This is a genomic window from Campylobacter sp. US33a, from assembly GCF_004378855.1.
Classification (GTDB): domain Bacteria; phylum Campylobacterota; class Campylobacteria; order Campylobacterales; family Campylobacteraceae; genus Campylobacter_D.
The window spans coordinates 100,047-114,942 of sequence record NZ_RYYL01000008.1; the positions used below are offsets into that span (position 1 = coordinate 100,047).

A 14,896-nucleotide genomic window follows, 5' to 3' on the forward strand; every position below is an offset into this window, starting at 1 on the left:
AAACCTTCTTTTTTCGTCATTCTGAGCACCGCGAAGGACTTCTACTCCAACTCACTTAAAACCGTCATTCTGAGCATCAGCAAAAAATTTCTACCAAAAAACCACATTAAACATTTCTTAATTAAACAAAAACAAATAAAAAATTTGATTTCTTAAATAAAAATTCACAAAAAACCCAGCAAAATAAAACAATATTTACCAAAAAAAACGCAAAAAATATAAAATATTTTAAATTTATTTTGTATTATTTAATGTATGATAAATCCAATAAATCCCAAAATTCCTTCATTTAATAAGATTTTATTTTTAATAAAGTAAATAAGCTTTTAATTGTTTTTAAGTATTTAAGATTTATAATCAAGTAAGTTAAAAGTAAAAAAATAGTTAACTTAAAATGTTACTTTTTTAATACTTTATGACGCTCTCTCTCATTAAGTTAATATCTTATTAACGGTTATGGGGGGGGGTCTTGGATTTTTGAAAATGAAAGGATCTCTTTATGCGTGATTTAAGTTTGGGAAAACATCTTACTTTAAGCTTTGTTGTTAGCTCTATGCTTTTTAATTCTGCTTTGGCACTTCCATCAGGTGGCTCTTTCGTTAATGGTTCGCATGGTAATATTAGTCAAAATGGTAATAATATGAATATTACTGGAACTACAAGCGGAGGTAAGCATGTAATCGCTTGGGGTGGTGGTTTTAATATTGGTGCAGGTGAAACTGTAAATTTTACCACCGATGGACATTATTATCTCAATCTTGATTATAGCAAAAATTCATCCAAGCTTTTTGGAAAGCTAAATGGTGGGACCAATAATATCTTTTTAGTTAATCCAAATGGCACCATTATTGGTAGCGGTGCCAGTATTAACGCAAATAAATTCGCTGTTTCAACTAAGGCTTTAAACGATGTCCAAATGCAAAAATTTATGCAAACTGGTGAATTTTCTCCCGTTTTTGAGCCAAGCATTGCAGGTAATATTGATATCCAAAAGGGTGCAGATATTAAAGTAAGTGAACTTGCTCTTGTAGGTGATAAAATCGTTTTTGCAGGTGGGGTAAATGCAGCTGCTGGCTTAAAAGTAGAAGCTAATGCTATAAATGTAGAAGATGGTAAAATCGATACCAAAAATATCAACTTCACAGCCTCTACTTTAATACAATTCACAGGCGGTGTGATAAATACTACAAATTTAAATGCTAAAGCAGGTATAAATTCGCAAAAAGGACAAATCAACCTTTCTAAAAAATCAGATATCAATGTAAATTTTACCTTAACATTTAACGCGGACAATATACAAGGTTCAGCTAATATCACAGCCAACACTATAAATTTAACAGCCACAGACGCTATAAATCTAAACGGTGGCACTATTAGTGCTGCTAATCAAAGTTTATCATCAAATTGGATTAAGCTCGAAGATACTACTTTAACAAACGCTACAAACATTACTTTAAAAGGCACAGGAAACCAATCTGTAGTCGAGCTAGAAGGTGCGACTTTAAATTTAAGTGGCACTCTAGATATTGATGCTTATCAAGTAGAGCTTAATAAAAAAGGCAATAAAGACACTACTATTACTGGTACAAATCAGGCTAAAGTTGACATAGACGCCACAAACCAAATCGCTTTTAATGGTGTAACTTTTAATAGTCTTGATATCGACTTACAAGCTACAAATAAAATCGATATCAAAGATACGGTATTAAATATTGCTGGAAAAACCTTAAAAATGCTTTCTAAGGGTAGTGGTGGAAAAGGTGGTATTATCAATATAGAAAGCACTACTACACCAAATTACGATGTTAGTGGTAATACTGATACAACTCTTAAAAACTTAGAATTGCAAGCTAATGATATCAATCTAAATCAAGGTACAAAATTATCAGCTGATAATATGGTTTTTAAAGCAAGCAATGCTCTCAATTTTAACAATGCAAATCTTAGAGCTTATTGGAAATTTGATGCTTATTCTAATAAATACATTGGGGTCAATAAATCGCATTTTGTTTTCATGGATAGAACAAACCCAGCTCGGTTTAAAAGCGATGGGGATATAAGCTTAAAGGACTCGACTTTTTCGCAAAAATACCGTGATGTTGCAAAACTTGATTTTATAGCGGCAAATGCCATAGAATTTACAAATAACACTTTTAGAAACATTAATATATTAAATGCCAACGCTAAACAAATCACTTATAATTCCGGTACTATAGAAAATAGTGTTGGTAATGTAAATTTCACCACTACAGACAATCAACTCTTAATTAAAGGTGGTAATATCAATGCCACAAATGTAACTTTAAGTGCAGATAAATATCTTAATATCAGCGGTGGAACTTTTAATAACTCGGGTACTCTAAAACTACTCGGTAAAAATCTTATTGATTTAAGTGGTGGTACAATCACAGCAAAAAATATTGATATAGATAAAATCAATGGTGGAGTTTTAACTCTAAATATTACAAAAGGTTCATTTAGCGCAAACAATGCTTTCACTGCCGATGCAGATAAAATCACTGTTGGCGATAGCACAAACCAACCAACGATAAAAGGCACTAATACTTTAACTTTCACAGCCAAACAAATTTATATGAAAAATGGTAGTGTAACAAGTAATGATTTGGATTTCACTGCAAAAGATGGAAACAAAGGACTTATAGAAATAACAGGTGGAACTATTACAGGAAGTATAAATGCTGATTTCATCTCGGATAATTATATCCATTTAAAAGGTGGAAATATCAAAGGTGGATTTTTAAATTTTTCTTCTATAGGTAAGATTAGTGGTAATAAAGGTGGAACAATAGACTTTGATGGCACAACAGTTACTAGTGATAAAACTGATGGCAACAAAGAAGCTATTGTTATTACAGCTGATCAGATTAATTTTAAAGGTGGTGCAATTAATGTTCAAAAAGGCACAATTAATGCTGATGCAAATCATAAAATTGTAGTCGACGGCACTAAATTTGGTGCTAAAAAACTTGATCTTTATGCCAAAAAAGAAGTCGAACTTAAGAAGGGTTTTGGCGATGGTATGGATGATGGACAAATTGATATTGGTACAGGTGATGGTGGCAATATAGACATAAGTCTTGGAGATGGGGAAACCATTAAAGGCGAAAACTTAACTTTTAAATCTTATTATATTGAACTTAAATCAGGCACACTTCAAGCTAACAAGAATTTACATCTTGAAGCTTATAATAATTTTGCCCTATCAGGCACAGCTAAGCTAAAAGCAAATACTATGGATCTTATCACTCATAATGTGATGACTATAAGTGGAGGTACACTAGAGGCAAACACCTTAAATATTAAAGGTATAAATGATAAATACACTGACAATGATGCAAGTGATGGTCAAGGCGGCGGTGTTGAAATCACTATAAGTGGTGGAACGCTTAATAATGTAGGTAACCTAAACACCAGCGGTGCAGATGAGTTAAATTTCAACAACGGTGCAAACTGGAATGCCACAACAATGAATCTTAACTCAAAGCGTATCGTTTTAAATGGTGGTACTCTAAACGCTACAAAATTAAATTTTGGTACACAAAATGGTGGAACGCAATATATTGATATACAAAACGGAACTTTAAATGCCACTGATGCTCTAAAACTTTATGCTACAAATCTTATCACTATAAGCGGTGGAAATTTAAAAGGTGGAAGTGTAGAATTAACAACTACAACAAATTCTACAGATAAAGGTGTTATTGATTTGCAAGGTGGTGTTATTGAAGCAAATGGTGGCACCATCACAGCTAATGCCTCACAAATTATAAGCAAAAATGGAGAAGATGGTAGCGCAGGTAGTGGCGTAGAATTTAAAGCTAGCACCCTAACGCTAAATGCTACAAACAATCTTCGTGTTAAAGGTGGAAACTTTAATGCGGTAGCAAATTTAAATTTCAAAGGTAAAGCAGGTATAGAATTTAGTGGTGGAACTTTTGGCAACACTTCAAAATTCATACTCTCAAGCGATGGCTTGGTGGATATTTCAAGAAATGGTGAATTGAAAGTTACAAGCTTTATTATAAATGGCTATAATGGCAGTGGTAATGCTGGTGGTATTAATTTTAAAAATATGAATTTAGTTGCTACAGATAATATTGCCTTTAATGCTACAAAACAGCTCATCATTGAAAGTGGTAAGTTAGAAAGCAGTAAAAATATCACTCTAAACGGTCTTGGTAGCCTTCAAATTTCAGGTGACAGTACAAGTATAAAAGGTGCAAGTGTAAATCTTAACTCAAATAACTGGATTTCTATAAAAGATGCTAGTTTAGAAGCTACAAGTGGAACTTTAAGCATACAAGCAAAGGCTGATAATCAAGCAAATGGCACTGGTAAAGTTATTGATATTTTAGGTTCTGCAAATTTAAAAGCAAGCAATGGAACTATCGATATCGACGCGCAAGAGATTAATATAGGTGAAAAAGATAAAAATAATTTAACTCTTGATGCAAAAACTATAGATTTAAGTGCAAATAATCGTGTGAATATTAATAACGGCACATTTACAGCTACGGGTGATACTAAAAATGGTAGTTCCCCTGATTTTAGTATTTGGGGTGGACAAAGCATTAACATTTTAGGCAATGCTACTTTGCAAGCTCTAAATGGTCTTTTAAAACTTAATACTTTCAATAAGATCAACATCAGTGCTGGTACACTAAAAGCCAATCAGCTCATATTAAATGCGAAACCAAATAATAGTGATATTACAAAAGGTGGTATTATAGATATAAGTGGTGGTACTTTAGAAAATACAGGCGATAAATTTGAACTCACAGCCAATCAAATCAACACAAATGGTGGCACATTTAATGCTAATGGTAATTTAAAATTTACAGCGGATAATAAAATCGTAATTAATAATGGCACATTTAATGTAAAAAATGGCACTTTTACTTTAGATGGTAAAAAGCAAATTGATTTAAAAGGTGGTATATTTGATTTTGGAAGTGATGGAAGTTTAACCCTGCAAAGTTCAAATAATGGATTAATCAACTATACTCTTACAGAAGAGCTTAGTGTAAAAGATTTTATTGTCAATGCTGGTGAGATTAATCTTATAAATGCTAATATTAACGCTAGTGGAAAATTTGACTTTGATGCTACGCAGTGGATACGCATTAATACTAGCACACTCACAGCTACAGGTAATGCCGATATCACAGCTAAGGCTATGGAATTTAGCGGTGGTGCATTTAAGGCTGCAAATATCACTTTAAATACTGGTGGACTTTTAAACATTAAAGATAATGCAAAATTAGAAGCTACAGGTGGAGATTTAACTATAGTTGAAAAAGCAAATAGTGGCAACAGCGAGCTAAATTTGGATAATGGCTCAAGTTTAAAAGCTAGTGGTGATATTAAAATCGACACTGATGAGCTTAATATTAAAGGTGCTTTAAATGCCGATAATATCACTCTAGGCGATACAAATGCGCAAAATATCAATATCACTGATAGTGCGAATATAAATGCCACTACCGCACTTGTTTTAAAGGCGATTAAATCTATTTTGATCGATGGTGCAAAAACACAATTACAAGGTGCTACTATAGACTTTACAAATAGTGGCTACACTCATATTATTAATGGTATTATTAACGCCGCTACTTCTATCAAATTCACCCAAAATGGCAAAGACAATCTACTTCGTATCGAAGGTGGAACTATTTCAACTGGTAATGCAGGTGGTACTAAATCAGGCAGTATAGAATTTGCTGGCAATGAAGCAAATGTCGAAATTTGGGGTGGAGAGTTTGAAACGGGTGAATTAAAGGCTAATAATGTAAAGCAATTTATCCTTGGTAAAGCAGATGGTAAAGTGACTCCAAATATTGATGTAACCACTTTAACTTTACAAGCTAGCCATAATCTTGCTTTAATTAAAGCAGATATTATGGCCACTTCAGCGAAATTATTAGGTGCAAATTTAGTTAAAATCGCAGGAGCAAACCTTAATATTAGTGGCGATCTTGAAATTTCAGGTGATAAAAGAGTTGAAATTACTAGCGGTAAAATAGACGCACAAAATATTAATTTTATTACTAAAAATTATATTTTCTTAGGCGGAACAAGCGAGATTACAGCCACAAAAGATATTGACTTCATCGCATTTGGTTCAATGAATGGCAAAACCACAGGAACTGTAGAATTTGCAGATAATGTGAAAGTAAACGCTGATACTATTACTATAGGCGACACACAAGCGGATTCAAATGAGCGTGTAGAACAAATCATTTTTAATGGTGGTGAAGTTGGAGCTAAAACAAGCATCAAAGGCTATGCAAAACAAGTTTATGTTAAAAATGGAACGATTAAAACACCTGATCTTTACCTTGAAGGTAGAGAAAAAATCTCATTAACAGGCGGAACAATTGATAACGGTGGTAAATTTATTGAGTTTGTTTCAGGGCAAATTATTGAACTTGGTATTGCACTAAAATCAACTGATGATATCAAGCTCACTGCACCACAATTAAATATAGTAAAAGGTGCCAATATCGAAGCGGGTAGGAATTTAACCCTTATTAGCACAGGACTTAATGGACAACCTGGTAAAGGCGGACTTTTCTTAGGTGGTGGTAATTTAAGTGCAGGCGAGACTTTGACTTTAATAGGCGAAAATGGTATCGCAATGCTTGATGATCCAAGTGCTTTAACTATAAGAGGTACAGTTGTTAATCTTTTCTCAAACAATTATATTAATATCACAGGTTCTATCACTGGTGAAAATGTAACCTTATCGGGTTTTGAAAAAAAAGATGATGGTTCTTATATTAGCAAAACAGGACAAAATACAGTTATTGAACTAGCTAACACTGATATAACCGGCGAAAGTAAAGTTTCAAGTACTCTTACAATTGATGGTAAGCAGATCAATTTAAGTGGAAGTAAAACCATTTCAAATTTTAAAACAGCGGATTTTATCGCAAGTAATCAAATCGCCCTAAATGGTGGGGTATTTAAAAATATTGCAGCCTTAAATTTACTTGGTGCAAAAGAAGTTTTAATTGCTGGTGCAATGATAAAAGAAGGCATTAGCGCCTTAAATATCAAATCAGATAATCACATTGCTTTAAAATCAGGAGAAGTTGCAACTTCAAGTTTAAATTTAAGTGGTTTAAGCGATGGCAGTAAGCCAAAAGTGATTGATTTTAGTGGTGCAAGTGTGAGTGTAAATGAGGGTGATTTAAGTGCTAACGCAAATCAAATCAACATTACAGGTGGTAGCGTAAATGCCAAGAACATTACTTTTAATGCAACAAATATCAAAGCAAGTGGTGGAACACTTAAAGCTAGTGAAGAGTTAAAATTTACTACAGAGAAATTAGACGATACGCATAATGGTATGATAGAAATTTCAGGTACAGCAAGCTTGGAAGCTAAAACTTTAAGTTTAATTTCTGCGAATTTAATTAAAATAAGTGGCGGTACTCTCAAGGGCACAAATATTAATCTTGGTGATGATGCAAATAAAAACACTACGGTTATTGATATTTTGGGTGGAACAATAGGTGATAACTCAAGCACTATTGCTATTAAGGGTGCACAGCTTAACATCGGTGATACAGATAAAAATCCAACCATAAATGGTAATTTAACAGCTGATATGTCTAATCAAATTGTGATTAAAAATGGCATTTTAAATTTACTCACAGCAAATTTAAGTGCAGCAAATCTCATCGATATAAGCGGAGGTACAATCAAAGCTAATGCACTTACATTAAATGCAAGTGATACAAATAAAGGTAAAATTGCTATTTCAGGAGCAATTATACAAGGCAATGGCGATGCAAAAACCTTAGAGGCTAATGCTAAATGGATAGATATAAGCGGTGGAGAAATTAAAGACTTTTCAGATGCTACTTTGAAAGCTACTGATATTTTACAAGTAAGTGGAAGTGCTAAACTCACAAATAATACAAATGCTACTTTGCAAGGCGCAAATGCACTTAAAATTTTAGGCGGAACTTTTAGCGGTGAGGGGAATTTAAAACTTCTCTCTGATAATTTAGTCGAAATTTCAGGTGGAATTTTTAGTGTAAAAACTGATATTAATGGTATTACAGATACAGGAAGTAGCACTGCTAATAACTCAAGTCTTAAAGAGCTTGTATTAAAAGGTGGAACATTTAATAAGCAAATTAACGCTTATGCAAAAGATATGAATTTTGCGAGTGGAACTATTACTTTTAATGCTTCAAGTGCGACTTTTATGGCAAGTAATTATTTGAAATTTGGTTCTGCAACTATTAATGCAAATAGCACAAGTGCTTTAAGTTTTAATGCAACTAAAAGTATTTTAGCAAGTGGAACTATTTTTAATAATACAGCCAAAGATTCTACTATTACCTTCCAAACCACAGATGCAAGTGGTTATATAGGTTTAACAAATAATACAAAAATATCTGGCTTTAACAATGTAAACCTAAATTCAAGTAAAGATTTAGAGCTCAATAAAGCTACTATAGATACTAAAAATTTAAGTCTAAAATCAAGCAACAACACAGTTATTGCCTCAAGTTCACTAAGCACAAGTGATAAACTTAGCATTGAAGCAATTAAGGATTTAAGTGTTAATGAGTCTTCAACTCTTACCATTAATGGTGGAAATGAAAATTCTATTGAAGCACAAAATATATCATTTAGTGGTTCAAAACTTGTTGTAGATAAGAGCTCAAAACTTGATTTAGCAACAGCAACCTTTAAGTCTTTAAATTCTCAAATCTCCCTTTTAGGTGGCTCAACCCTTAATGCAAATGCTACAGATATTATCATTAAGGGCAGCAAGGATGGTCTTAGTGCGATTTTAGGGGGTTCCTCTGCTTTAAATTTAAAGGCAAGTAATGTTGTAAGTTTAGAGAATGCGGTATTTAAACACAAAAATTCAAACGGTAATGAAAATGCTAATAAGATTAATATCGAAGCTACAAGTAAAATTACAGCTAAAGATACCGAGTTTGCACTTGATTCAGGGCAAAGTTCGGCTGAGATTACTCTTAAAACTACAGCAGATAATGGCACAATAGAGCTTGAAAATGTTAAGCATTCTGCAAGCACAAATGAGGCGCAAAGCTCATTCTTTAAATTGCAAACTAAGCACGCAAATTTTAAAGGCGGAAATACTATTGATACAATGACTTCAAATGCTGATTATATTACCATTGCAGGAGCAAATACTTTTACAAAATCAACTCTTGATGCACAAAAGCTCATTGATATCAAAGAGGGTTCAACTACAACACTTGATAATTCTACGCTTAAATCAGCTAGTGAATTAAAAGCAACAGATGCAACTATAAATCTTAAAAATACTGTTAATTTCTATGCGCAAAATCAACGCTTTACTGGCACAAATTTTAGTGGTGCTGGTTCAACATTAAATTTCAAAGGCTATAACGGCGATGCAAATAAAATAGAATTTTCAACAGGTACAAATTTTAATAATATTCAAAACATTATAGCTGTAGCTAAAGGTATTTTGGTAGATACAGGCAAAGATGGTGGCTTTTTAAGTGGTATCAATAAACTTGATCTTGGGGCTAAGGATGATTTAACCATTAAGGGTTCAACTGTAAAAGCTAATGATATCACTTTAGATGGATCTTATTTATATATTAGTAATAAGTCTAATATTGAAGGTAATACATTGAAACTTAACACTGATGCAAGTTTTGATAAGGCTTATCTAAAAATTGAAGATTCAAGCATTAAAGCAAACGAAAGTTTAACTTTGGGTGCTGATAATGAGACAGGTTCGGTTATTGACATCTTGAATAATTCAAGTATTACTTCAAATAAATCTGCAAGTATTTATGCTGATGCAATCAATCTTAAAAATTCACAACTTATACTAAGCGGGAATTCAACTATCAAAGCTCTAAGCAAATTCTTAGCACAAAATGACAATGCTAAAGCTTCTATTAAATTAAGTGGCAATCTTACTATAGATGGCGGTAAAGAGATAGAATTTAACAAAGCGAATATTGAAAAATCAGGCGATACGGCAAAAATATGGCTAAGAACAACTAAAGATTTGGGTTCGGGTAGCAATGGTAAGATTAAATTTACTCAATCACAATTTGGAACAAGTGATAGCATGCTTGATCTTATCCAAATTTCAAATCCAGATGGAAACAATGTAGGTGCAAATGATTTTATAGTTGATAATTCGAGCATTTATACTACAAGTATGATTTTAAAATTAGCAAACTTGATAGAATTTAAAAATGGTTCAAATATTACAGCTAATACCTTCAAAGCCGAAAACGCTAAGTTGACTAAATTTAATGGAGCAAGCTTTACTATAAATAATGGCACTGATGGTTCAGGTATTTTTACCGAACAAATTCTCTTTACCAATTCAACTTTTACTCTAAACAGTGGTAAATTTGCTTTTGGTAATGCTTCAACTAAATATGTAAAATTTGAAAACAATAAAGATAGTGGCAAAGGTCTTTGGGTAAATGGCGCTAATGGTGGCACTTTAACTTTTGAAGGTCAAGAAATTGACTTTAAAACTTCACAGCTTACTACAAATAATAACACTCAAAATATCAACTTTAATTCAACTGGCGATATAAATTTTGATGGTGCAACATTTACAACAAATGGTGGCACAGCGAATTTTTATATTGGAAGTAGAAATAATTCTACTTTAAATATTGATTTTAAAGATACTATTTTCAATAAAGCAAATGGCACGCTAAATTTAGATCTTATGGCAAAAACCAGTGAAAATAAAGGAGGTAAAATTTCTCTTGGTGGACTTAAAATCACCAATGAAATTAATCTTTTCAAAGCTAATGCAAATTGGATTGATATTGCAAATGGTGCAGAGATTAAAGCAGCAAGAGTAGATTTGTCTACCCCAGGTAAAATTTTAATGAGCGGTGGGACTATTATTACAAATGATTTTGTTGCATCTTCAGGTGCAGGAACTGGAAATATTTATTTACAAGGTGGTAAAATTCAAGCTACAAATGTTACCTTGCAAGGTAATGAAGTGCAAATTCTCAAAAAAGACGGCAATGTAAATAAAAGTGGTACCACTATCTCAAGTAAAGATGGTCGAGGTTTAGCTGAAAAAGTAAGTGTAGGAAGTTACAATAGCAAAGATACTAACCACGCTTATATACTTGCTAACACGGTTTTTGCTAAAGTTATAGAAAATAACGGTAAAAATAAAAGCTGGACTTCTATGGATATCTCAGCTCTAAGAGGCAATGATAGTGGTTGGGGTGGAAATGGTCCTCAAATGACAGGCTCAGCTAGAAAATATTTAAATATCGCAACCGATACTAATGCAAGAAATAATGCACAAGAATGGTATGATTTTGTGCAATGGTTTAACGAAGGAAATAAAGGTATCAACTCTTATGATGAATATGTTTTGCTTAATGATATTGATTTTAATTGGGCGAATTTAGCTAAAAAAGATGGTCTTGGAAATAATACTTATGGTTTGATACATAATTTTGAAAGTCAAACTCTAAATGGTAACGGCCATACTCTAAAAAACTTTAATATAGGCACCGATCAGATTAAATTTAGTGGTAGTGGCGATGGTAATATGTATGCAGGATTAATTCTTAATGCAGGTAAAGGCTCTGTCTTTAAAAATATTACAATAGAAGGTGCTTGGATGCATCTTAATGGTAATACTATCCAATATGCGGGAATTTTAGCAGGCAAGGTGGATGCTGGTGCTAGATTTGAAAATATTAATTTCAAGAGCAATTTAGGTGTAAATGCAACACTTAGCAGAAATTCAACTGTTTATGTAGGTGGTATAGTAGGATTAACTACCAATGGATCAACATTTCAAAATATCGATATAAACGGTATAAAAGTAACAGCTACACAAGATAATGGTCAACCTATTTATGTAGGTGGTATAGTGGGTCAAATTCAAGGGGGTTCAACGATAGATCATATTTATGTAAACGGTGTAGAAGTTAGTGCTACTTCTAAAGATAAGAAAAATAGAGCCTATTCAGGAGGTTTTGCAGGAACCATGAGAGGTGATGTAACAATCCATGATATTGCGATGAAAAATATTAAATCTTATGCCACAGGAGCTCAATGGTCTATGGCTTCAGCCTTAACATCCAAAGAATACTCACGCGATACAACAGAGTCTAAAAAGCTTAAGTTAAATTTAACAATTAATGATGTTTATTTACATGTTGCAAGCTTATCAGTAAATGGTAATCAAGGTAGTCGCAATGATGCAATCGATTCTTTCTTTGTTGGCGCATATCAACAAGAAGGAGATTTGTGGATTAATGGTATACTAGCAAAATGTGACCCTAATCAAGGACAATGCAAGCCTTCTAAGAATTACAATATCACTATATATACTACTTGGAGAGTTAATGGATATGATGGAGATGGTATAGATGGTAAATTTATGAGTGCTAATGGTTACCCTAGTAGGATGATAAGACAAATCGACAATGATAATGGCAACCAGTGGGAAAATGCAGTTAGAGGTAAATATGGAAAATTAGGTTTTTATACAGAAGGAAAAACAGATATTGCTGTGCCAAGTGATGTGATAAATATCGCAGATCAAAATAATGATGGTAAGTGGACTGACATAACAGAAAAAGAAAATGTGAGCGGACCAAGTGGTACAGAGAAAGAAACCAACTATGAAGATGAAAAAACTTCAGCTGCTAACAATGATAGCACTGTTGCCGATGTAGGTGATATTAGTGTTAGCGATGGTAACTCTTATACAGGTTCTACTGGTGTAGGTGAGATAGGAAATGATTATACTCCGACAACTTCAAAAACTTCAGATGATATTGTTGCAGATAAAGTTGATCCTACGAAAGGTAAAAAACCTGAAAATTTGAATAATAGTATCACAAAAATAATCGATGGTGGGGTTGATGAGATTGCAAGTCTTACTCCGCCAAAAGACATAGGTGATATCACTGGTGACTCCGAAGATACTATAAATAACGCGGGCGATACTACAGCTACAACTGATAATGATATCAACTATGATACGGGTTTAGCCAATGATAAAGCAGATATGGGCGATGAAAGTGGTTTTGTAGATAATAGCAAACAACCAGGTGACATTGATGGTAATGAAAATGGCAATGGCGGTAGCGGTGGCGGATCTGGCGTAAGCGATCTTACTCCAAACGATCCTAATAATATCACTAACACTGGCAAAGGTAATAGCTTAACTATCGCTCCACCAAAAGCAGTAGCTGATAATGCGGGTTCTTTAATCAATAAGAATTTTACTAATATCTCTTACACAGATAAAGCTTATAGTTTCTCAAGCAATGATTATGATAATAAAATCTTAGAAGAGATTTTGAAAAAAATCACTGATGGTTACTATACTTTAGATATAAATGATTTTGCTGAGGCTTATGAAGCAGCAATCAAGGGCGATATAGTAAAACTTTTAAGTATTTTACAGGTTGCCGATGTGAATTTTGAAAGTATTCGTCAGGCTATGGATTTTATGATGGCTTTCTATGATTCAAAAGGGCAAGGACTTGGAGAAACCATCAAAGCAAAAGGTGGAGAGAAATTTAAAACTTATAACCAAAAAGCACATCAGTTAAATGTTGATAAAGGTGCTTTATGGACTTTCATCTTTGGTGCCGGCGGTTTTGAAGATAAAATTGAAAATTATTTCAAAGACTATGAAAAATATAAAGATTATGAAAGTCAACTCATATACTGGGGCAAAATGTATAATGACTTTAAAGCTTTGATTGATTCTGGAATTTTTGGTGATGAGAATTCACAAAAATACAAAGATGCGATGAAGCAACTTGAAGAATATCAAACCAAATATAATGAAATCAAAGATCAAGCAGATGCTTACATCAAAGATGTGATGAAAGGTCAGAGTGATTATATACTTAGTGTTTTTGTAAAAACCGATAAAGATTCAAATGGTCACTTTAAATTCACTGATGAAAGTGGCAAAATAGGGGATTATGACTATGTAAGTAAAATTCCAGGTGGCGATATCCCAGATCTCCCAGATAAGCAACCTGAAGTACCAGAGCCACCACAAATTGACTCTAAAATGTTCTCTGATGTAACTGATCATGCACAAGTGCTTGAAAACGAAGAAGAAGAAAATGAAATCGACGAAGCAGCAGGAGAAGAAAGACAAAGGCTTTGCGTAGTAAGTGACAATGCTAAAGCTATGAATCAATGCCTCGCTCCGAAGTGATTTGGAGCACACTTTTTGTCATGCTGGGCAATCCTTTGTGTTGCCCAGATGGCACACTTTATCACAAATGCACCAAAATACCGTCATACTGAGCCTTAACGGCGAAGAATCTCTACCTAAAACACTTTAACCGTCATTCTGAGCAATCCTTCGCGTTGCTTGGTGACAAACCCTCACCATTGCGAACCTCGGAACTTCTCACGCAATAAATTTTAAGAAAACTTTGATGGAATTACTCCGTTTAAGTGGTTAATTTCTCTTGGTGGGAAAGGAATTACTATGATAAATAGGATTTTAGATATTATTTTAAAATTACTAGAGATAGTAAATGAGCTGTTTGAGCTAATCAAACAGCTATAAATTTTCACCAAAAAAATTATAAGAAAGCCTTGCTTAACCTATACTTAAACAAAATCCACGCCAAGAGAGCAAGGCTCTTGGCTTCGCTAAACACTCCATTCACTCGTCGTTTTAAGCAATCTTTCCGTTATTCCAAACCTTCTTTTTTCGTCATTTTGAGAGTACAACTCGAAGAAATCCCTTGCGTGGTGCGTCATTCTAAGCTTTTTTTGTCATGCTGAGCAATCCTTCGCGTTGCTTGGTGACAAACCCTCACCATTGCGAACCTCGGAACTTCTCACGCAATAAATTTTA

The 14,896-nt window shown here is 33.5% G+C and carries 1 protein-coding gene; it reads left to right on the plus strand.

Going from position 1 to position 14,896, the window contains the following annotated elements; genetic code table 11:
• Positions 1-499 precede the first annotated feature (499 nt).
• The gene (locus ELQ16_RS07555) at positions 500-14,242 is read left to right on the plus strand and encodes a hypothetical protein (RefSeq protein WP_134238941.1); all 13,743 of its coding nucleotides are present in this window, start codon (positions 500-502) and stop codon (positions 14,240-14,242) included.
• Positions 14,243-14,896 lie beyond the last annotated feature (654 nt).

What these genes read in the sequence shown, in the direction of transcription:
- ELQ16_RS07555 (WP_134238941.1), top strand. Translation starts at nt 500, where the DNA reads ATGCGTGATTTAAGTTTGGGAAAACATCTTACTTTAAGCTTTGTTGTT.